Here is a 23,545-nt window from a genome sequence, read left to right as displayed (position 1 = left end):
AATTTAGGTGAGGTCTATGGCGAAAACACCATAGACCTTCCTTGTTTAAAAAAATCATATCTTAAACTTGAAATCGTATGAAGAAGTTATTACTTTCTGTCATGAGTCTGATGGCGATAAACGGAGCTATGGCTCAGACGGCTGTTGGCGATAACGATCTGGCAAATGCATACGCTACCCAGACGATAACAGGGCGCATCGCTGTGCACGACCCTTCTATCGTGATGGATGTAACTGGTTCCACTACCAATCCTAAATATTATATCTATGGTTCGCATCTCGGCAGAGCCAAGACTTATGCTACGGGCAACTATCAGATATGGAACACCTTCAAAACGGGTGAGGAGAATGCCGGAACTAGCAACAGTCTTTTTGCTGATGTGGATGGAAAACTGATTAATTTTAAAGATGCTTACACCACTCACGTCATCAAAAAGGTGAAGAACTATAAGGGCGAGGAGGTTGCTTTCGGCAACTTCGATGCTCATGGATGGCAGTATAAGGGATATAATGTGGCAGGCAACCAGTGGGCACCAGACATCGTATATAACAAAACCATGAAGAAATGGTGCATGTATATGAGTCTGAATGGAGACAAATGGTGCTCTTCTATCGTATGCTTTGTTTCAGACAACATCGAAGGACCTTGGACTTATCAGGGACCAGTAGTATTCTCCGGTTTCCAGGGTACATACACTCACAACTCATATGCTGCAGCGGATGATTGGAAGCATACCGACCTGGCTGTTGCTACAGGGGAAAACTCTCTGCCTGCCCGCTATCAGACGGGTGACAGCTGGGGCTCTTTCTGGCCAAACTGTATCGATCCATGTGTGTTCTATGATGATGATGATAATCTCTGGATGAGTTACGGCTCATGGTCGGGTGGTATCTTCATGATCAGACTCGATAAGACCAATGGTCTTCGTGACTATACCTATACTTTCCCTTATCAGATAAGCGGTAAGACTGCTACTCCGGGTGCTGCCAATGCCAATTGTACCAGCGACCCTTATTTCGGCAAGAAGATTGCAGGTGGATATTATGTTTCCGGCGAGGCTAGTTATATCCAGAAGGTGGGCAAGTATTATTATCTCTTTATGAGTTATGGCGGTTTGACGGCTGCCGGTGGCTATCAGATTCGTGTTTTCCGCTCAGAGAAACCTGACGGACCTTATAAGGACTGTCTGACTTCTACGGGCATTGATGCCATGTATGACAAGTATATTCTCAACTTCGGTGTTGATGCCAAGCGCGATGAGGGTGTGAAACTCTTCGGTAACTACCAGTGGGAAACCATGCCTAATGCCGAACTGGCTCAGGGACATAACTCTGCCATCGTAGACCATAAGGGACGTGCCCTCATCGTTTACCATACCCGCTTCATGAACAGAAGTGAGGAGCATGAGGTTCGTGTACATCAACTCTTCGTTAACCAGGACGGTTGGCTGGTTGCTGCTCCTTACGAGTTTAGTGGCGAGACTTATACTGATAATGATATTGCCACTCAGCAGCTCTATGATGCAACAGTGGTAGCGGGCGATTATCAGATAATAGCTCATCCTTACCGTCAGAATACGGCAGCAATGGATTATGAGAAGCCTGTTACCATCCATCTCAATGCAGATGGTTCTATTTCGGGCAAGTATACCGGTAAATGGGAACTGGTGAGCGGTACAAGCTACATCAATCTTACCTTGAAGGGTGTTGCTACAGCCAATGCTGAGGTGAAGTTCAAGGGTGTGCTTACCGAGCAGACCATCGATTATACCAATATCAAGGCGCTCTGCTTTACAGCCCTCAGTTCTTCTGACGGATTGGCTACATCAGGTGGTGCCAGTTTGCAGACTCGCGGTTTGAGTATCTGGGGAAGTAAGGCTGATGCCAAGGCGGCTATCAAATATACATTGGATAAGATTAGTGTTCCATTTACAGATGGTGCTACTTTGAATTCAAAGCCAAAGCTCCCAACAGAGGGTTATCTCGGTGCTACCATTTCGTGGAAGTCAAGCAATCCTTCTATTCTGACCGATGAGGGCGTAGTAAAAGGCAAGGGTAAGGTCACTATGACCATGACTATCAGCAAGGATGGTTATGAATATACTAAGGATTATACTCTGAATATCGATGCTGAGGCTGAAGAAACGACTCCGGTTTACTATCCTGTTTCTGCACAGAAGAATACAACGAATGCCTATGCCACCAACCTGAGTCAGGATTATACTGTAAAGGCTGGTAATAAGGCGCAGTTCAAGTTCTATAACTATACTGTAGGTGCAGAGTTTTACAAGAGTTGGGTATTGGGTGTTTCTAACGTAGCTCATGGCGCTGTTGGCTATAAGGAGTATGTGATGTTACGCAATGACAACTTTGAAAATATTGCCTGGAGCAACGCAGGATGTGTTAGTGATTACAACTGGGACACATTTGCGAAAGATATGAATGGTTCTTTGGTAGATATGACCGTGGAATATGCAGCTACAGGCGCATTCAAGATGACTGCTGTGATTACCACAACGGACAATAAGGTATATCATTATTCATATACAAAGACTATTACAGATAAGCCATCTGAGATTAACGTGTTCTTTACAGGTGAGAACTCTTACATCGACGGCTCAAGCCTTTCTACAGGCATCTCGAACCCTATCATCATCCAGAAGAAGAATGATGGCAAGTGGTTCAACCTCTCCGGTCAGCAGGTAGGCAAGAGCTACAAGGGTGTAGTGATTGTAAACGGAAAGAAATTTGTGAACAAGTAATTCTCTTATATATATAATAAGGTGTAATTATATGAAGATTTCTAAAATACTATTGGGAGCAGCAATGATGATTGCTGCTCCTGTTGTAAAAGGAGGTTGCCAGATGATGGCACAGAATGCTCCGCAGGAACCGATCGTGGTAGATACTCCTTTTGTCCACGACCCTGTGATGGCGTATGAGAATGGCAAGTACTATCTCTATTGTACGGGTCATGGCATCACGCAGATGACTTCCACCGACCGCAAACATTGGACTATCACTCCTCAGGGCGTGCTCAAGAACAGCGAGATTCCGGCATGGACGCATGATAGTGTGCCGGGGTTTACCACGCATATCTGGGCTCCGGATGTTATCCGTTTCAAGAACAAGTGGTATCTGGCTTATTCCTGTTCTACCTTTGGCAAGAATACTTCTGCCATCGGCTTGTTGAGCAATACTTCCTTATCTGATAAGAATGGATGGAAGGATGAGGGCTGCCTCGTTGCCTCCAAGGGTAATAGAGACAACTGGAATGCCATCGACCCGAATTTCATCGTTGATGAGAAGGGAAATCCATGGCTTACCTGGGGCTCTTTCTGGGATGGTATCCAGATGATTAAGTTGGATAAGAAGACGATGCATGTGAAGAAGGGCACCAAGCCTCAGACCATCGCCCGCCGTCATGCCGTGGGCGATGCATCAGCAGAACCGAATCCTACTTCTAAGTTTGCCGGCACCAACGCCATCGAGGCTCCATTCATCATGAAGCATGGTGGTTATTACTATCTCTTCGTGAGCTGGGATTACTGCTGCCGTGGCATCAAGAGCAACTATCGTGTTGCCGTGGGCAGAAGCAAGAAGGTTGCCGGCCCTTATCTGGATAAGGCTGGCAAGGATATGCGCAATGGTGGTGGCACGTTGATTCTGGAAGGTGACAAGAAGGAATATGAGGCGATGGGCCATTGCTCAGCCTACTCTTTCCCTGATGGCGATTACTTCTTCTGTCATGGTTACAGCGTAGCCAAGAATGGTGCCAGCATCCTGGTTCAGAAGAAAATCAACTGGACGGAAGATGGGTGGCTGACGCTGGAATAAAAAACATTTGTAAAATATCTTTTTGGTATGTTGCTTCATTCTTACGTTTGTAAGCCTTTCAAGAAGTATACTGCTGAAATGTTAAAACTGAGTTAAAATAGCGTTTATTCCGCTACGAACGGCAAAAAAATTGGTTTCGTAGCGAAATAAACGCTATTTTCTTTCGCCATTTCCGAATTCACGCCTACTGTCTCCATAATGGTTCGTTTTCCCAACCTTGAGGAAATCCCATGGCATTCGTGTCAACTTCTGGATACCGTGATAGTAAGTCCTTGAAGTTTGCACATAACTCATTTTGTGAATCAATGGCATTTAGCCAATACAGCAAACAGCAAATCCTTCATTTTGGAGATTGGCTAAAAGCGTTGCTGTACCAAGTGGTGGGTTTGTATATTCCATACGCATATAAACAAAAAGTTCCGCCCTGGTACGCTGTTCTATGAGAAGCGTGGCGGATTCTAGTGCTGCAAAGATACGCTTTTAATTTGAATTCTCCAAATATTTTCAGAGAAATCTGTTTATAAGATAGAAAAATTAACGCAAAAAGTTCTAAATTAAGTTTGCTCATTTCCAGAATGTTACCTATATTATATAGGCAAACGCCCAACTTCTTGATATTCAAGCAAAGTCCAAACTAGAACGTCTTAGGTTTGTTAACTAATCAAGTAGGCTGTAAATACTGAGTATAGAACTGAAGTGTTAAAACTGAGTTAAAATGGCGTTTATTCCGCTACGAACGATAAAAAAACGGTTTCGTAGCGAAATAAACGCTATTTTCTTTCGCTATTTCCGAATTCACGCCTACTGTCTCCATAATGGTTCGTTTTTCCAACCTTGAGGAAATCCCATGGCATGTAAATCTACATTAGGGTATTCTGCGAAAAGTTTGAGCAGAGAACTTTTCAAGTCCATGCAAGGTGTAATCGTTTGCTCCAAATATAATAAGGTGCATAGCTGATGGTACAACTTGATTGGCTTTTGACTTGGAGTAATCCAATGAAGAGGAAGACGATTCGGTAATTGTTCATCTATATTTATCGGTTGTTTGTCGTAGTTCATATACCCATATAAAAAGCGAAGTCCCACCGTGGTACGCATCGTTGAGAGGCGTGGTGGGATTTATTGCTGCAAAAAAACGCTTTTTTGTCGGAATCTCCAAACTTTTTCTTGGAAATCTGCTTTCAAGCATGCAATTTAACGCAAAAAGTTCTAATTTCCGTAAATTGCTCATTGTTACCAAGACATTCCTCCTTACGTATGTGGGAAATTCAGAACTGGTGAGTAATGAATATTCTGATATATTCAAGGCTTCAGTAACACTAGATGATTTGTTTATATAATGAGTTTGTCTGGTTCTAAAACTATACTTTGTAGTAATGGTTTACGTTGGAATAGCCTCGATTTTTAAAACACGGACAAATTGAATTTGTCCGGCTCTTTTGTCCGGCGGCTTGTAAGTTGTTAAAAATGAGTGATTTACAAAGCGGCGGACAATTTGTCCGGACAAATACAATTTGTCCGTTTGTTTTTTTAGCCCCTTTTTTGCTTGAAAACCATGGATTATGGTGCCGAAACCTATGAGTTATGATGAAAGAAACCATGAGTTGTGGGGGAGAAAACTAAGACTTATTTTTTTTAACAAATCAAGATGGTTTGAAAACCTCGGCTCATCCTAAATATATAAGCATCAAAAAAATCCGAAACAGATAACTTGGTAAGCTTCTGTTTCGGATTTTTTCTTTATTCTTCCTTAATCTTCCAATCGCTGATAGTGCGTTGGGTGCTGTCGTAATTTACGCCTATTTTAAAAAGACGCTTGCTATCGGCTGTATAAGGAATAAGATAGCCCTTTTCATCTATTTGTCTGATTGCTTCCTCGGCAGAACCATCATACTTCAATTCGAAAACAAATACGGCATCCGGCATATACACTACGGCATCAGCCCTGCCGATTGCACTATCCTCCTCTACCCTCATATGGGCACCCATCAGGTTGAAAATAAGATAGAATACCGTCTGAAAATCACGCTCGTTCTTGTTGCTCAATCGGTTGGAAATGCTGGCAAGATAAGCCTGCAGACGAACCATCGCTCCCTCTACATCTGTATCATAGAGCTTTTCCAGGAAATCACCTACCAGACTGTTGTTATCCAGCGATATTGGCGAGAGATAGTTGGGGGCAAGACTCTTGAGCATGCCTATCTTTACCTCTCTGTTAGGGTATTCCAAAGTATAGCGATGCAGCATCGGGTTATATTTCTTGATGGTGAGATAGCCACTCTGATAGAGCAACGGAAGTGCTGAAGTCATCATTTCCGGTGAAACGTCAAAGTCATCCACATCGCATGACTTCTTCTCTATATCCATCACGTTGACATGATACTTCTGCAATGTCTTGATGAGATAAGTCGGAGTACCCGAGCCAAACCAGTAAGGAGCAATATCCCGTGCATTCAGTGCCTTTACCAGACTGAACGGATTGAAAACATCTTCTGATTTCTTACTGAAATGATAACCATCGTAGAATCTTGTCAGCTCTGCCAGGCACTCCTCATACGTCATGTCAAGGTCTTCGCCCAGCGCCTCAATATCCGGTTTCATCTGCGTGGTCAGCTCTGTTTTGCTGATACCGCAGATGGCGGAGTACTGGTCAAACATGCTGATATTGTCGAGGTTGTTGAGTTCGCTGAAGATGCTGAGCTGCGAGAACTTGGTGATACCTGTGATGAAGGTGAACTCCAGGTATGGGTCGAGCTTTTTCAGAGGACTGTAGAAGTTCTGCATAATGCGGCGGAGCGGTTGCAGGTTCTCCTTTTCATGCACCACATCCAGCAATGGGGCATCATATTCATCGATGATGACTACTGCCTTTTCGCCCGTCTGCTTGTAAGCACGCTTCACGAGTCCATCCAGTCTTTCATTAGGACGGATTTCATCTTCTCCTTTACCATAAATCTCTTCGTAGGGCAAAAGCTGCAGATTCAGATAATTGTTCAAGGCATCTGCATCAAAATGCTTGGCACCGCTTAAATCGAAATGGAATACAGGATGCTTCACCCATTCCTTCTCGTAATCAGCAATAGCCAATCCCTCGAAAAGTTCCTTTCTTCCCTCGAAATAAGCCTGAAGGGTAGAGGCAAAGAGTGACTTGCCGAATCGTCTTGGACGACTCAGAAAGACATATTTCATACCCTTTACTCTGAAATCCACAATGTATTTGGTTTTATCTATATAGAGATAACCTTTCTCGCGAATTTCTTCAAAAGTCTGCATTCCTACAGGATATTTATTTACTATTTTTGCCATATTCCTACATGCTTTACGTTTTGCGCTGCTAAGTTACAAAGAAAATCCGAATTAGCCAAGCATAATAGTTAAAAATAAAATGTTTTGTTAAATAAGGCGTTCTGAATACCCCGAAACGTGTAAAATAAGGCGTTCTGATGAGTTAAAAACTTGTAAAATAAGGCATTCCTCATTATTTTTTCTTATCTTTGTTCGCCCTGAAAAAACAACGGGATTGGGTTGTGGAAAGGGGGAAGAGAAATATATAATCGTAATATAAACAATGAATAAATTAAAAGCATTATTGGGCTTCGACCCAAAGACTACTACGGTCAAGACGGAGTTGATTGCTGGTATGACTACCTTCCTGACCATGTGTTACATTCTGGCTGTAAACCCTACTATTCTCGCAACAACAGGCATGGACAAGGGCGCTCTGTTTACTGCCACAGCTATCGCTTCTGCCATCGCCACCTTCCTGCTGGCTTTCATGGCAAAGTTGCCTTTTGCCCAGGCTCCCAGCATGGGACTGAATGCTTTCTTCGCCTTCACCCTTTGTCAGGCGATGGGCTTGACCTGGCAGCAGGCTTTGGCAGTATTGCTCGTAGAGGGTATCATCTTCCTTGCCATCACCTTCCTTAATATCCGTGATAAGATATTGGAGTGTATTCCGAAGAACCTCCGATTCGCCATTTCTGCCGGTATCGGTATGTTTATCGCCTTTATCGGTTTGAAGAATGCGGGCATCATTACTGCCAATGCGGATACTTTCGTGCAGCTCGGCAAGTTTACACCGGTCAGCATCCTGGGTCTCATCAGCATCCTGCTCTGTGGCTGTCTGATGGCGAGAAGAGTGAAGGGCTCTTTGTTTATCGCTATCATCATCTCTACATTGATAGGTATTCCGATGGGAGTAACCCAGTTCTCTGACAACTGGATGCCGGTATCTACCCCTCACAGCATTGCTCCTATCTTCTGCCAGTTTGATTTCACCGGCTTCTTTACTCCTAAGATGTTTATGGTGGTTTTCTCCCTGTTGCTTGTCAACATTTTCGATACCATCGGCACGGTTCTGGGATTGGTTTCCAAGCTCGGTGTCAAGGAGAATGAGAAGGGCGAGATTCCGGGCGTGAAGGAGGCGATGATGAGTGATGCCATTGGTACTACAGCCGGTGCATTGCTGGGTAGCTCTACCATTACCACTTATGTGGAGAGTGCTTCGGGCGTTGCCGAGGGTGGAAAGTCGGGCTTGACATCTTTCTTTGTGGGCTTGATGTTTATCCTGAGCATCTTTCTGGCTCCAATCTTCCTCTTGATTCCGAGTGCTGCCACCAGTGGTGCCTTGGTAATGGTGGGTGTATTGATGATTGATTCGTTCAAGAAGATTGAGTTGGAGGATATCTCTGAGTCATTCCCTGCCTTTATCACGATGATTACGATGGTGCTCTGCTATAGTATTGCTGATGGCATCTGCCTTGGTATTCTGAGCTATGTATTGATCAAGATGATGGTGGGCAAGTTCAAGGACTTGAATCCTACGCTCTATATCCTGAGCATCTTCCTGCTCTTCAATTATGTTTTCGGTTAATTAAACGACAGATAAAAAACGAGGCGGCAATCTGCATCACGCAGGTTGCCGCCTTCTCTTTTCTAACTAACTTTCTTATCAACTATTCAAAATGTTATTACTTATATGTGAATCCCAGGGCATCCTGCCCTGGATGTAGTCTGTTATTTCAAACGGATGATATTCAGCGAGCTGGCTGGAATCTCTACCGTTGCACCGTTCTTCTCTGTAGTTACGTAGTTTTCTACAGGATAGATGTTGGTAGGATTGTCGATGGTATTCTCCTCCAGACCGTTCTTGGCAGAAAGGCGGATGAGCTTGCCAGCCTTGATCTCCTTGCCCTGAAGATTGATCTTCGCTGTGGTGTGCTCGGTGCTGGTGTTGGCAATTTTCAGGATTACCTCGCCCGTCTGTTCATCGAGTGTAGCTGTAGAGAAGATACCAGGAAGGGTGTTTGCCTTCAACTTGGTGGCGAATATCTCCTTGCCATCCAACTTGGCGAAGATGCTGTCGCCCACTACCTTCAGCTCGATATCATACCATTTGCCGGTCTCTACCTTGCCTGGGCAGGTTGCAATCTGGCTCTTCGCACCATTCACGATAGACTCCACGCCGTGCTGGGTATTGTTCCAGCCACCGAGGTTCAACCAGCAGTAGTTGTTCTTATCTACGTAGTTGAAGATGATGAGGAAACCCTCGTTTCCTGCATCCTTCTTTGCGCGTACCTTATATATATAGCCGTTGCTGGTAATCTCGCCCGGATTCAGACGGATGCAGCTCTCCTCGTTGCTGGTCTGCTTGATGAGGCTGCCCTCAGTCTTCCACTGTCCGTGGATGTCGGTAGGCAGTTCCTGCAAGGTCATCGGCAGCGCCTTGCCGTTCTCATCGCTGTAGCCCTTGTCTTCGAAAGATACCTGGGTGCCCCAAGTTCCCATACCCACACGGCAGATAGCTGGCTTCACCTGGGTCTGCTCATACTTGTATGGATTCTCCTGGTTCACCTTCAGTACACGGGTACCGATGTTGTTCGCCATCACGTTCTGAACGTAGTAAGATGGAGTTCCGAATACCTTATCTGATGTATACTGAATCATATCCGGTGCCCACATACGGTTGTTGAGGTTGGCGAAGATAGGAGCGTAGGATGCCATGGTCACGATATCTGAATTGTTCTCGATGCCCATCATATAGACAGCTTCACCGAGCGCTGCATCGAGCGAGCCCATATTGCCGAAGCCCTGTGTTACGGCATATTCACCTACATAAATCTCGCTGCCCTTGCGGTCGTAGTTGTCATACTTGTTGAAGTTCTCGGCAAACCAGGCTGGATTTCTGTAGTAGTGCTCATCGAGGAGTTCTACGCTTTCGTTGCTTTCCCACTTAGGATTGTCATCGCCCCAAGCCACCACGTTACCGATGAGGTGCATCTTAGGATATTTCTTCAATACGGCATCCTTGAACTTCTTGAAGCGCTCGTAGTAGTGGTCGCTCTGAGCCGCAGGATCCGGCTGGTTGTTCTCATTACCAATCTCCAGATATTCGATGTTGTATGGCTCCGGATGACCATTCTTGGCACGGAGCGCACCATATTTAGAGGTAACAGGACCATTAGCATACTCCAGGGCATTCATGCACTCGTCAATCCAAGGCTGGATGCTGTCTACCGGAGTCATACCGCCGTGCCACAAACCAACATTCACAACATAGAGAGGCTTGGCGTTCAAATCCTCGGCAAGCTGCAGATACTCATCGAATCCCATACCATCGCTGGTGCGATAACGCCAGTTTACGTTCTTATGTCCCGGACGCTCCTCGATAGGTCCGATGGTCTTCTCCCAGTGGAATGCATTCTCAGGAGATTCCTGTCCTTCTACGTAGCAACCGCCAGGGAAACGGACGAACTTAGGATGGATATTATAGAGAAGCTGAGCCAGGTCAGGGCGCAAGCCATTCTCGCGATTCTTGAAAGTAGGAGGGAAGAGGCTTACCACATCGAGAACGATGGTACCCTTGCCGTCGGCAACGAGTTCGAACTGAGCCTTGGCATCGTTTCCGTTGGCAGTCAACTCAGCTGTATATTTTGTCCACTTCTTGCCAACCTTGGCATTGAGTGCGGTTTCTGCATAAACCTTATCTCCCTTGGCGTTGGTGAGGCGAGCCTTCAATCCGCCCTTGTAGCTACCCTTAGCCCAGAAAGAGAGTTTGTAGGTTCTGCCCTGCACGGCGTTGATTCCCCAGAAGCCTTCGTTGATGAGAGAGGCTGTAGCTGCAGGTTTGGCTGCGATAGTCAATTGGAGTGCCTTGCCCTGTGCATTGTTGAGCAAACCCTTATTGATGAGTTGTGCATTGATCTTAGCACCTTCCTGAGCCGCAGTCTTCCAGGTAGGAATATTCTTGTCATCATCCTCGAAGGAGCGGTTGCTGATGAGTTCGGCATAGAGACCGCCGTCGGCAGCATGGTTGATATCCTCGAAGAAGATACCATAGAGGTTAGGAGATACCTTGATACCTGGGTTAGAGGCATCTACATTGATGGTAACCTGTGCGTTGGCTGCCAAAGCAGAAGCCAACACTGCTGAAAGTAAAATCTGTCTTTTCTTATTCATTTCTTATTCTTAGGTTTGTTTGTTTACTTGTTGGGTTGGCATGAAACCAAGCAAAGCCTGAATTCATGCCGCTATTAATACACAGTTGCAAAAGTACACAAAAAGCACAAAGAAGAGGTGGACAAAACGGAGAATATAGTGTAAAAGGTGGATTTTCTGCTGAAAATCCACCTTTTGTTTATTGTTGGTAAATAAAATCGGTTTTAATATAATAAAACCAATCCCGCAAAAGCTGAATAGAGTATCATGCGGATAGGATTGATCTTCATTACCTTCACACCGATAAAGGTGGCGAAGAAGAGGGCGATGGAGATGTAGAAATGCCAGGGATTGGCTGGCGTAGAGAAGTTCTCGCCATTCATCAGAAGCAGGGCTGCGGCTCCTACCAAGCCGACGATGGCAGGACGAAGACCGATGAAGATGCTCTGGACGGCTGAGGTGTTCATATACTTGTATAGCATCTTGCTGATAAGAATCATCAAAACCAAGGATGGGAGAACCAGGGCGAAGGTTGCCATGGCACTTCCGAGTACAGCCATCATACCACTCATGCCGGCATTATGGACGGCTGTATAGCCACAATAGGTGGCGGTGTTGATACCGATAGGTCCCGGTGTCATCTGAGAGATGGCAACCACATCGGTAAACTCTTGCATCGTCATCCAATGATACTGCGTAACTACCTGTCCCTGAATCAAGGAAATCATAGAGTAACCACCTCCGAATCCGAAGATGCCTATCTGAAGGAATACGATGAAAAGCTGAAGAAATATCATATATGTATAATAATGTGTAAAGTTAATAGGGTATTCCTACAATAAGGCGTAGCCCCTATAAACTATTAACTATAAACTTTTAACTAATCTTACTCTGTTGGCTGGATAAACTGTCCATAGATGTAGCCACCTGCGGCAGCTGCGATGATTACCCAGATTGGGTTGACGCCCAAAAGCCAAATCAGAAGGGCGGATAGAATAGGGATCCAGCAGTTGACAAGCGAAATACCGGCACTCTTGGCAAGCGAGAATGTTGGTACGGCTATCAATGCCACGACGGCAGGACGGATGCCCGCAAACATGGCAGCAACAACCTTGTTGTCTTCAAACTGATGAAAAAACATGGCTATCGCCAAGATAATAAGGAACGATGGCAACGAAGCGCCGAGGGTGCAGACGATGGCTCCCGGTGTCTTTGCCAACTTATATCCGAGCAGGGAACTCATGTTGATGGCCAAGGCGCCAGGACAAACCTGGGTGGTAGCGATGGCATCCAGAAATTCCTCCTTCGTCATCCAATGATTTTTGTCGACGACTTCGGATTCTATAATAGGAATCATGGCATAGCCACCCCCAAAGGTGACTATGCCAATCTTCAAAAATGTCTTAAATAATGAAATATACTTCATTATAGTTTATAATTTATAGTTTATAGTTTACGGCAATCTTGCTTTCAACTATAAACTATTAACTTTTAACTATTACTTTACTCGCTCTTCAATCCACTGACGTGCATTGACAAATGCCTCAATCCAAGGAGTTACCTCGTCGTTGCGGCGGTCAGCTGGATACCAGGCGTTCTGCCATGGGAAGATGGCACGCTCCAAGTGTGGCATCATAGCCAAGTGGCGACCATCTGCAGAGCAGATACCTGCTACATTGTAGTCACTGCCGTTAGGATTACCTGGATACTCAGCGTAGTTGTACTTAGCAATGATGTTGTAGTGATCCTCTGGCTCTGGCAAGTAGAAACGACCCTCGCCGTGAGCTACCCAGATACCGAGCTTATCACCGCTCAAGCTACCGAACATCACACTGTCGTTCTGAGGAATGGTCAAACCGAGGAATGTACTCTCGAACTTCTTGGATGTGTTGTGGCAGAGGTGTGAACGATGCTTGTGCTCTGGATTGATGAGGTTCAACTCAACCATCAACTGGCAACCGTTACAGATACCGAGTGAAAGGGTATCCTCACGTGCATAGAACTTATCGAGTGCCTCTTTAGCCTTAGGATTGTAGAGGAATGCACCAGCCCAACCCTTGGCAGAACCGAGAACGTCGGAGTTAGAGAAACCACCACAGAATACGATGAAGTTCACATCCTCCAGAGTCTCACGACCAGAAATCAAGTCGGTCATCATTACATCCTTTACATCGAAGCCGGCGAGATACATAGAGTATGCCATCTCACGCTCACCATTGGTACCCTTCTCACGGATGATAGCTGCCTTGATGCCAGATGGAGTGCGACGGTTAGCGTCGAGACCATAGCTAGAGAGAGTTCCCTTGAAGCCGTAACCGAAGTTCATCTCGATAGGCTGCTTCTTATAATTGGTGTAACGCTTCTTGGCCATACCGTTCATGCTCTGCTTGCGGTCGAGGAGGTAAGATGTCTTATACCAGTCGTCACGCAATGCATCGATATCAAACTCGTGCTCGAAGCCTTCCTTCTTGATGATGATCTTGCGGAGCTCAGGAGCTGGATAACCAATCTTGGCATAACCGATACCGTTCTCATCGAAGAATGCCTTCAACTCGTCCTTGTGAGCATCGCTTACCTGGATAACAACACCTGGGTTCTCTGCGAAGAGAGTCTTGACGATGTCGGCATCTGCGATGTCGTGGAGGTTGATCTTCATACCACCCTCTACGTTGGCGAATGTCATCTCGAGGAGAGTTGTAATCAAACCACCGGCACTGATATCGTGACCAGCCATTACCCAACCACGGTTGATGAGTTCCTGTACAGCGTTGAAGCAGTCAACGAAGTACTCTGGGTTCTTTACGGTAGGAACATCGCTGCCCACCTTGCCCAGACTCTGAGCGAAGGCAGAACCACCAAGGCGCTGCTCATCGAAGCTGAAGTCGATATGGTAGAGGCTAGAGTTCTTGGCGTTAACGAGAACTGGGCTAACCACCTTCTTAACATCTGAAACCTCACCACCTGCACTTACGATTACGGTACCTGGAGCGATGATCTTCTCGCCATTAGGATACTGCTGGGTCAATGAGAGCGAGTCCTTACCTGTTGGTACGTTTACGTGGATGGCGCAGCAGAAGTCTGACAATGCCTTCACACCTTCGTACAGACGGGCATCCTCACCCTTCTGACTGCGGCAAGGCCACATCCAGTTAGCAGAGAGGCTGATGCTGTCCATGCCATCTGCCAATGGAGCCCAGATAATATTGGTTAATGACTCTGCTACAGAGAGTACAGAACCTGCCTTAGGATCAGCAAGACCTGCCTGAGGAGCATGACCCATTGCTGTTACGATACCCTTCTCGCCACGGTAGTCGAGTGCTACGACACCACAGTCAGAAAGTGGCAACTGAATCTGACCCTGACCCTGCTGACGGGCAATCTTACCTGTTACGGAACGGTCCACCTTGTTGGTCAACCAGTCCTTACAAGCCACAGCCTCCATCTGGAGAACACGCTGCAAGTACTCGTCGAGGTTATCTGCAGAATAAGTTACATCTTCATATTTACGCTCTACGGTCTCATCTACCATCACAGTCTTAGGAGTATGACCGAACATCTGAGCTACATCGAGGTCGAATGGCTTCACGCCGTCAGCCTGCTTGAAGCTGAAGTGAGCATCGCCTGTAGTCTCACCAACCACGTACATTGGAGCACGCTCACGGTCGGCAATCTTCTGAACCTCGCTGATATACTTCTCGTCGATGAGCAAGCCCATGCGCTCCTGACTCTCGTTGGCGATGATTTCCTTGGCGCTCAAAGTCTTGTCGCCGATAGGCAACTTAGACATATCGATTTCGCCACCGCACTCTTCTACCAACTCAGAGAGACAGTTCAAGTGACCAGCTGAACCGTGGTCGTGGATGCTGACTACTGGGTTCTCATCGTTTTCTACGAGTGCACGAACCAGGTTGTAGGCACGCTTCTGCATCTCAGGGTTGGCACGCTGAACAGCGTTCAACTCGATACCGTTGCTGTAACGGCCTGTATCTACAGAAGAAACAGAACCACCACCAAGACCGATGCGATAGTTATCACCACCTACTACGACAACCTTGTTGCCCTTCTGTGGCTCACCCTTCTTGTAGTCACGCTTCTTGCCGTAGCCTACACCACCAGCAAGCATGATTACCTTATCGTATGCATACTTCTCACCATTCTCCTCGTGCTCGAATGTAAGCACAGAACCAGTGATGAGAGGCTGACCGAACTTGTTACCGAAGTCTGATGCACCGTTGGAAGCCTTGATCAGAATCTGCTCTGGAGTCTGATAGAGCCACTTACGTACTGGCATGATATCTTCCCAGTCGCGCTCTGCATCGCTCTTGCCGTTGTCATCCTTCAAGCGAGGATAAGCAGTCATGTAGCAGGCGGTACCTGCGATAGGCCATGAACCAACACCACCACCCATACGGTCGCGGATTTCACCACCCGTACCGGTAGCAGCACCATTGAAAGGCTCTACGGTAGTAGGGAAGTTGTGAGTCTCAGCCTTCAGAGAGATAACACTCTCGATATCCTTCACCTGGAAGAAATCGCTGGTAGTCTGATCGGCTGGAGCAAACTGCTCGATAACAGGACCCTGTGAGAAAGCCACATTATCCTTATAGGCAGAGAGAATCTTGTTAGGATTCTCGTTGGTGGTCTTCTTGATCATGCTGAAGAGAGAAGACTCCATCTCCTTACCGTCGATGATAAACTGGCCGCCGAAAATCTTGTGGCGGCAGTGCTCTGAGTTGATCTGTGCGAAACCGAAGATTTCGCTGTCGGTGAGAGGACGTCCGTTCTCTTTCTCCAACTTGTGGAGATAAGCCATTTCGTCCTCGCTGAGGGCAAGACCCTCTTCCTCGTTATACTTCTCGAGGTCGTCGACGTACTTGATAGGTTCTGGCTGGTGGTTCACGGTGAACACATCCTGTCCGATACCGTTGTACATACGCTGGAGCATAGGGTCGTGCTCAGCGTCTTCGCTATCTACAGGGAAGTACTCCTCGATACGCGAAATGCCGTTAAGACTCATGTTCTGAGTAATCTCAACGGCATTCGTACTCCAAGGAGTAATCATTTCACGGCGTGGACCGACATAGAAGCCCTGCAACTGCTGGGCGTCTTCTAAAGTCGCGTCACCATAAAGCCAACAAAGTTCATTGATTTCGTCCTGAGATGGTTTGTGGTCAATCTCGGTCGCAATCACACTCTTAGATGGAGTTCTAAAAAAAAGAATCATACTTGCTTTCTTTTATATTATTAATGTATTTATTTCTTTTCGAGTGCAAAGATAGTGCAATTTCAAGACACTACAAAATAAAACACTGTTTTTTATGTTTTTTTTGTTGAGATTTGAGCTATTCTTACCTTGAGAGGCTACATTTGACGGTTTAGCTATCAGAAAAGTGCTTTCTGTTGCCTTTTTTGGTTAAAAAGGTGATAAATAAAGATTTAGAGGTTAAAAATGTCTAAATGCGTTTGACAAATGTTGTTTATTCGAGTCTTATCTGTAACTTTGCAAGTGAAAGAAGTGAATCAGCTTCTGGATGCCCTAAAATGCAGGTACTTCCGGATAACGGATGAAAGCCGGGAGAACTCTAATATAATAGAAGGTAGAAAGCGACGTTAAGATATACTATAATCAATAATAACAAGAAAATTTAAATTAGTAAGAATATGAAACAGACAAAGTTAATGGTAATGGCAATGATGGCTGTAGCTCTGATGGCTACAAGCTGTGCAAGTAAGAAGGATCTTCAGAATTGCCAGAATGAGAATAAGGAATTGTCAAGCAACTATCAGGCTACCAAGGAAAAACTGGCAGCTACAGAGGCTAGTCTGGCAGCAGCCCAGGAGCAGCTTGCTACTGCAAAGAGCGATTACGCTAAGTTGCAGAGTTCACTTGACAAGAGTTTGAACAATGCAAGCCAGAACAACGTGAGCATTGAGAAACTCGTTGACCAGATCAACGAGAGTAACCAGTATATCCGTCACCTGGTTGAGGTAAAGAGCAAGAGCGATTCGCTCAACATGGTTCTTACCAACAACCTGACCCGCTCTTTGAGCAAGGAAGAGATGAAGGAGGTTGATGTTCAGGTTCTGAAGGGCGTAGTTTACATTTCTCTGGCTGACAATATGCTCTATCAGAGTGGTAGCTATGAGGTGAACAGCCGTGCTCAGGAAACATTGAGCAAGATTGCTAAGATCATCACAGACTATAAGGATTACGATGTGCTCGTAGAGGGTAATACCGATAACGTACCAGTAAGCACGACAAGTGCCAAGATGAAGAATATCCGCAACAACTGGGACCTCTCTGCTCTCCGTGCAGCTTCTGTTGTTCAGTACTTGCAGGATCACTTCGGTGTAAATCCTAAGCGTCTTACAGCTGGTGGCCGTGGTGAGTACAACCCTGTAACAACTAACGATACTGAGGTAGGCAAGCAGCGCAACCGCCGCACTCAGATTATCATCACTCCTAAGCTCGACCAGTTCATGGACTTGATCGACAAGGCTCCAGAGGAGAAATAAAAGGTAAAAAAGTAAAAGGGTAAAAAGGTAAAAAAGTAAATAGATAGAGGCATCAATGAGTTGTTAAAGACTTATTGATGCCTTTTTCGGTATAAATATACAAGTTTTATGTTTTAAAGCCGTGAAAAAGTACTTTTTGTTGTCATTTTGCTAGAAATATTCTTAATTTCCTTTCTTTTCCTAATTATTTTTATTAATTTTGCAGGCAAAATATCAAGGGTACACTTGGCTGCCCTGATCATTGTACATTGTAAATTATTAATTATACATTATATTGTGTTATGGAAAAGATTAAGATGACAACTCCATTGGTAGAGATGGACGGTGATGAGATGACAAGAATTCTCTGGAAGATGATTAAGGATGAACTCATTCTTCCTTTCGTTGATTTGAAGTCTGAGTATTATGATCTCGGTCTGCCTTATCGCGACCAAACCAACGACCAGGTAACCATCGACTCTGCCGAGGCGGCTAAGAAATATGGTGTGGCTGTGAAGTGTGCTACTATCACTCCTAATGCACAACGTATGGACGAGTATAAACTCCACAAAATGTGGAAGAGCCCTAATGGAACTATCCGTAGCATCATGGACGGTACCGTGTTCCGTGCTCCTATCACCATCCCGAGCATCCACCCTTGTGTAAAGAACTGGGAGAAGCCTATTACCATCGCCCGTCATGCTTACGGCGATGTATACAAGAGCGTGGAACTTCGTGCTGATGAGCCAGGTACAGCCAAACTCGTGTTCGAGGGTAAGAGCGGCAAGAAGCAGGAGATAGAGATTCATTCTTTCGATGGTGCTGGCGTTATCCAGGGCATGCACAATACTGATAAGAGTATCCGCAGCTTTGCTCACAGCTGCTTCAAGTTTGCCATTGATACCAAGCAGGATCTCTGGTTTGCTACCAAGGATACTATCTCTAAGACTTATGATGCCCAGTTCCGCAAGATCTTTGAGGAAGTATATGAGAGCGACTATAAAGAGAAGTTTGCAGAACTCGGTATCGAGTATTTCTATACATTGATTGATGATGCAGTGGCTCGTGTTATCCGCAGCAAGGGCGGCTTTATCTGGGCTTGCAAGAACTATGACGGTGATGTGATGAGTGATATGCTCAGTACAGCTTTCGGTTCTCTGGCGATGATGACTTCCGTATTGGTTTCTCCTGACGGCAAGTATGAGTATGAGGCAGCTCATGGTACTGTGACCCGTCACTACTATCGCTACCTGAAGGGTGAAGATACATCTACCAACCCAATGGCTACCATCTTTGCATGGAGCGGTGCGTTGAGAAAGCGTGGCGAACTGGATGGCATCAAGGAACTTCAGAACTTTGGCGACCAGCTTGAGGCTGCATGTTTCGATACATTGAACGACGGTATCGCTACCAAGGATCTCGTAAACCTGATGGAAGGTGTTGAGGCTAAGGCTGTAAACTCTGCCGGCTTTATCGCTGCCATCCGCGAACGTCTGGAAAAGCGATTGGCATAAAAACAATAAGACCTGGGGTGATTCACCTCAGGTCTTATTGTTTTAGTTATTTTTAGTTTAAATCTAGATTCTTTTTCTTGCGTTTACGCAAAGCGTCTGAATAAACCTTAAACAAATCAATGTTCAGCAACTGACAGATATGGTAAAGCATACCCGTATCTATAGTGGCTCTGCCGTATACCTTATATATATTAGTACGATGGCAGCCTAGTTTTTCAGCAAGCCATACTGTGGTCTTGCCTTGCTTGTTTAATTCCTCTTTGATGATTTCACCGATTGAGGGAATTGCATTTACTTTATCTTTCATACTCTTTCAGTTGTGTTATATGCTCACTTATAGTTATATCGGGTGCAAAAATAGCATTTCTGTTTCTAACTAGCAAAGAAACATGTAGCGAATTTGGAACACTAAGTTAAAATGTGTAATAAAATCCCCGTTTTTTTATATTTTTTTTCTCTAAAGAACTAAATGTCATGAAATTGTAACTAAATGTAACGCTTATTACGAAAGAAAAATCGTAATTTTGCAGCGGTATTTTAAATAACATGAAATATGGAAGAGAATATGAAAAGAATACTTGTTGTTGATGATGAGCAAGACTTGTGTGAGATTCTGAAATTCAATCTCGAAACAGAAGGATATGAGGTAGAGACTGCCAATTCTGCAGAAGAGGCTTTGGAGATGAACATCGCTTCGTTCGACCTGCTGCTACTGGACGTCATGATGGGAGGAATGAGCGGTTTCCAGCTGGCTAAGCAGTTGAAGGGCAATCCGATGACAGCCAATGTTCCGATTATCTTCCTTACAGCCCGAGATACGGAAAACGATACGGTGACAGGATTCAATATTGGTGCCGATGATTATATCTCGAAACCTTTCTCTATACGAGAGGTGATGGTCAGAGTGCGTGCCGTCTTGCGCCGTACCGCTGAACAGGCTGGCGATGCTGATGAACCGAAGACCATCAACTATCAGGGACTGCAGTTGAATCTGGACAAGAAGACGGTGAGCATTGATGGTGAGGCTATCCCTTTCACCAAGACCGAGTTCGAACTCCTGCGTCTTTTCCTCGAAGAGCGTGGCAAGGTCTTCTCCCGTCAGGAACTTATCGACCGGGTATGGCCTAAGGATGTGATGGTACTCGACCGCACGGTGGATGTCAACATCACCCGTATGAGAAAGAAGATTGGTAAGTTTGCCAAGTGCATTGTTACCCGTCTGGGATTCGGTTATTATTTTGATGCGTAATTAAAATGTTTAAGTTAAATAGTGTAGGTAGAAAGTTGTACTTCAGTGTACTGGCGGTGTTCCTTGTGTTTGCCGTCAGTTTTATCGTGTTCCAGCAGGCACGTGAGAAGCAGTATAAAATAGGTACGCTTACTATCAAGCTGGAAAATTATAATGAACTGCTGGCAGAAGATCTGGCGCTCTCTCCTGGTGAAGGAATTATTCTGCAGGATAGCATCCACAATAGGGATGTGACTGTAGCTCATGAGAAGTTGCAGGCTTTTGTACGCGAACATGAAAGCAAGGATCTTCGTGTTACGCTGGTGCGCCCGAACGGTAAGGTGATTTATGACAACATGAGTTCCGACTATGATCATTTTGCCAACCATGCCAAGCGTGAGGAAATAGCAGAGGCCTTGAAAAACAGGATAGGCTCAAGCGTGGAGCGACAGTCTAAAACCCTGAAGCATGATTATTTCTATGTGGCTTCTTATTTTCCGGAAAGCAAGCTCATCATCCGTACGGCACTACCTTATAATAATGATTTGGCAAAATCGCTGCAGGCTGACCAGCATTTCATCTGGTTTGCCATTGTAGCCGTCATTCTGCTTACCATCGTGCTCTACCGTTTTACGAACCGTCTGGCTAAGAATGTTTCCAAACTGAGCATTTTTGCTTATAAGGCAGACCATAACGAGAGTCTGGAGGTGGAAGATCTCGCCAAGTTCCCTAACGATGAGTTGGGCGAGATTGCTGAGCGCATCATCAAGATGTATAAGCGCATACAGACCACCCGACGTGAACAGGATGTACTGAAGCGTCAGCTTACCCAGAATATCGCTCACGAATTGAAGACTCCTGTAGCAAGTATTCAGGGTTATCTGGAAACGATACTCGACAATCCGCATATCAACGAAGAGATGAAGTCGCAGTTTCTGCAGCGCTGTTATGCCCAGAGCGAGCGTCTCACCTCTCTGCTCCGCGACATCTCTACCCTGAACCGGTTGGATGACGGTTCGGATATGATAGATTTCGAGGCGGTAGACATTACGCAGATGGTGAGTGAAATAGCCCGTGAGACGGCGCTGGAAAGAGAGTCGCACAAGATGACTTTCGAGAATCTTCTTCCCGACCAGCATATTATTGTGAAGGGTAACCGCAGTCTGCTCTATAGTGTGTTCCGCAATCTTACCGACAATGCCATAGCTTATGCCGGCGAAGGGCGTAAGATAACGTTGAGTGCCAAGGAGCAGGGCAACAAGTGGCATTTCATCTTCTGTGATAACGGTCAGGGAGTTCCTGCCGAGCATCTCCCCCGTCTTTTCGAGCGTTTCTATCGGGTAGATAAGGGACGCAGCCGCAAGATGGGTGGCACCGGTTTGGGTCTTGCTATCGTCAAGAATGCCGTTCTCCTGCATGGCGGTACCATTCGGGTAAGCAATCAGCTAGAAGGCGGATTGAAGTTTGAATTTACGCTTAAGAAATAAAAATGTTGTTCTGGATAACGGAGAAAGAACTTAAGCGGTAAATAAAAATACTCAGGGTGGCTGATAAAGATACTTAAGTAGTAAATAATAGGTAAAGAAAGGCAAGGTTTCTGAGAAACTTTTGGATGGAGTTCTACAGAAATCTTGCCTTTCTTGTCTTTTAGAACATTTTTGTTTTCTTTTCGTAAACTTTGCTTAAATCTCTTATTTTCGACCTTTTTCTGCTAAAAATGTAGATTATATTTCTAAATGTTGATAAAAATCAAGAAAAACTACCTTTTTTCTATAAAAATATCGATAAAGTTTGCAATAATTCAATACTTTTTCTTACCTTTGCACCCGTAAAGCAACGAGAGAGGCTTAAAAAATGTAAGAAGAGAAAAAAATATATAAAGTTATAAGAGTTGTTTAATTATTTAGAGAAGATTTTATGGAAAAAAGATTGCTTTTCTTGTTAGTCAATCTCTTCCTTTTTGTGGGGGGGGTATTGGCTCAAACGAAAGTAACAGGTACCGTAGTTTCTCAGGAAGATGGTGAACCTGTCATTGGTGCATCTGTCGTAGTCGCTGGAGCGGCACGTACAGGTACCGTCACCGATATTGACGGTCACTTCTCTTTGGAGGTACCTGCTGGTAAGAAACTTGTAGTTAGCTACGTCGGTATGCAGAGCCAGACCTTGACTCCAGCCGCCAAGATGACTATCCGCCTGAAGGCAGATAGCAAGAGCTTGGGCGAGGTGGTTGTAACGGGTATGCAGAAGATGGATAAGCGTTTGTTTACTGGTGCTACTACAAAAATTTCTGGCGACAAGACAAAGTTGGATGGTGTCGCAGACATCAGTCGTGCCTTGGAAGGTAAAGCGGCCGGTGTGTCTGTGCAGAACGTCTCAGGTACTTTCGGTACAGCTCCAAAGATTCGTGTGCGTGGCGCTACTTCAATTTATGGTAGCTCAAAACCTCTTTGGGTGGTAGATGGTGTTATCATGGAGGACGTAACTGAGGTTGATGCTGATGATTTGTCTTCTGGTAACGCTGAGACCCTTATATCTTCAGCCATAGCAGGTCTGAATGCTGATGATATTGAAAGTTTCCAGATTTTGAAGGATGGTTCTGCTACCTCTATTTATGGTGCACGTGCCATGGCTGGTGTCATCGTTGTTACAACCAAGAAAGGTAAAGCTGGTACAAACCGTATCAACTATACTGGTGAATTCACCATGCGTTTGAAGCCAAGCTACCGCAATTTCAATATCATGAATTCTCAGGATCAGATGGGTGTATATCGTGAGATGTACAACGATGGTTATTTCTCTTTTGAAAAGAGTTATCGTGCTTCTAACAGTGGTGTCTTTGGCAAGATGTATCACCTGATGAATACATATGATTCGAAGACGGGAACTTTTGGATTGCCTAATACTGAAGAGGCGATGAATAGCTATCTCCAGAAGGCTGAATACCAAAATACCGACTGGTTTGACTTACTCTTCAGTAATAGTATCTCCCAGAATCATTCCGTCAGCATGTCTACTGGTACCGATAAGGCTCAGT

General features: G+C 45.2%; 14 protein-coding genes. 8 read left to right on the top strand and 6 right to left on the bottom strand.

The window, feature by feature from the left end; all coding sequences use genetic code 11:
- The first annotated feature begins 77 nt into the window (after positions 1–77).
- Entirely contained in the window at positions 78–2,762 is a 2,685-nt protein-coding gene (locus tag ACWJAO_RS09655; protein ID WP_449140098.1) for a lipocalin-like domain-containing protein, read from the top strand.
- A gap of 103 nt (positions 2,763–2,865) precedes the next feature.
- Positions 2,866–3,837, top strand: coding sequence for a family 43 glycosylhydrolase (locus ACWJAO_RS09650; RefSeq protein ID WP_449140104.1), 972 nt, complete (start codon positions 2,866–2,868; stop codon positions 3,835–3,837).
- 1,740 nt (positions 3,838–5,577) lie between these two features.
- On the opposite strand, the gene ACWJAO_RS09645 is transcribed toward ACWJAO_RS09650, so the two are convergent.
- Positions 5,578–7,143, bottom strand: coding sequence for an AAA family ATPase (locus ACWJAO_RS09645; protein WP_449140097.1), 1,566 nt, complete (start codon positions 7,141–7,143; stop codon positions 5,578–5,580).
- Between the two features lie 262 nt (positions 7,144–7,405).
- On the opposite strand from ACWJAO_RS09645, the gene ACWJAO_RS09640 reads away from it, so the two are divergent.
- On the top strand, positions 7,406–8,710 hold the full coding sequence (locus ACWJAO_RS09640) for an NCS2 family permease (protein WP_022121461.1): 1,305 nt from the start codon (positions 7,406–7,408) through the stop codon (positions 8,708–8,710).
- Between the two features lie 143 nt (positions 8,711–8,853).
- Here ACWJAO_RS09640 and ACWJAO_RS09635 read toward each other — a convergent pair whose 3' ends face one another.
- The 4 genes from ACWJAO_RS09635 to purL all read right to left on the bottom strand — a co-directional run bounded on the left by ACWJAO_RS09635 (position 8,854) and on the right by purL (position 16,498).
- Positions 8,854–11,295, bottom strand: coding sequence for an alpha-L-arabinofuranosidase C-terminal domain-containing protein (locus ACWJAO_RS09635; RefSeq protein WP_449140096.1), 2,442 nt, complete (start codon positions 11,293–11,295; stop codon positions 8,854–8,856).
- A 203-nt stretch (positions 11,296–11,498) separates the two neighbouring features.
- Positions 11,499–12,071 (bottom strand): chromate transporter, encoded by a 573-nt coding sequence (locus ACWJAO_RS09630; protein ID WP_337536299.1) that lies wholly within the window; start codon positions 12,069–12,071, stop codon positions 11,499–11,501.
- Between the two features lie 89 nt (positions 12,072–12,160).
- Positions 12,161–12,700: a chromate transporter gene (locus ACWJAO_RS09625; protein WP_449140095.1), complete on the bottom strand. Its 540-nt coding sequence runs from the start codon at positions 12,698–12,700 to the stop codon at positions 12,161–12,163.
- 72 nt (positions 12,701–12,772) lie between these two features.
- The gene (purL, locus tag ACWJAO_RS09620; protein WP_449140094.1) at positions 12,773–16,498 is read right to left on the bottom strand and encodes a phosphoribosylformylglycinamidine synthase; all 3,726 of its coding nucleotides are present in this window, start codon (positions 16,496–16,498) and stop codon (positions 12,773–12,775) included.
- Between the two features lie 437 nt (positions 16,499–16,935).
- Between purL and ACWJAO_RS09615 the strand changes: the two genes are divergently transcribed.
- Both ACWJAO_RS09615 and ACWJAO_RS09610 read left to right on the top strand, forming a co-directional pair.
- Positions 16,936–17,790, top strand: a complete 855-nt coding sequence (locus tag ACWJAO_RS09615; RefSeq protein WP_144151194.1) for an OmpA/MotB family protein — start codon at positions 16,936–16,938, stop codon at positions 17,788–17,790.
- A gap of 281 nt (positions 17,791–18,071) precedes the next feature.
- A complete protein-coding gene (locus ACWJAO_RS09610) occupies positions 18,072–19,283 on the top strand; it encodes an NADP-dependent isocitrate dehydrogenase (RefSeq protein ID WP_117693399.1) in 1,212 nt (403 codons plus the stop codon).
- 52 nt (positions 19,284–19,335) lie between these two features.
- Here the strand turns inward: ACWJAO_RS09610 and ACWJAO_RS09605 are convergent, their stop codons facing one another.
- On the bottom strand, positions 19,336–19,590 hold the full coding sequence (locus tag ACWJAO_RS09605; RefSeq protein WP_287829715.1) for a helix-turn-helix domain-containing protein: 255 nt from the start codon (positions 19,588–19,590) through the stop codon (positions 19,336–19,338).
- A gap of 246 nt (positions 19,591–19,836) precedes the next feature.
- Here ACWJAO_RS09605 and ACWJAO_RS09600 point away from each other — a divergent pair, with 246 nt between their 5' ends.
- The 3 genes from ACWJAO_RS09600 to ACWJAO_RS09590 form a co-directional block, all read left to right on the top strand.
- On the top strand, positions 19,837–20,532 hold the full coding sequence (locus tag ACWJAO_RS09600) for a response regulator (protein WP_144151198.1): 696 nt from the start codon (positions 19,837–19,839) through the stop codon (positions 20,530–20,532).
- 5 nt (positions 20,533–20,537) lie between these two features.
- The gene (locus ACWJAO_RS09595) at positions 20,538–21,998 is read left to right on the top strand and encodes a sensor histidine kinase (protein WP_287587301.1); all 1,461 of its coding nucleotides are present in this window, start codon (positions 20,538–20,540) and stop codon (positions 21,996–21,998) included.
- A gap of 430 nt (positions 21,999–22,428) precedes the next feature.
- Positions 22,429–23,545 (top strand): carboxypeptidase-like regulatory domain-containing protein (locus tag ACWJAO_RS09590; RefSeq protein WP_449140093.1); only part of this gene is annotated, 1,117 nt, incomplete at its 3' end.

Source organism: Segatella sp., assembly GCF_977051555.1.
Note: the sequence above shows the minus strand (reverse complement) of the source record. Positions and strands in the feature narration are given on the sequence as shown.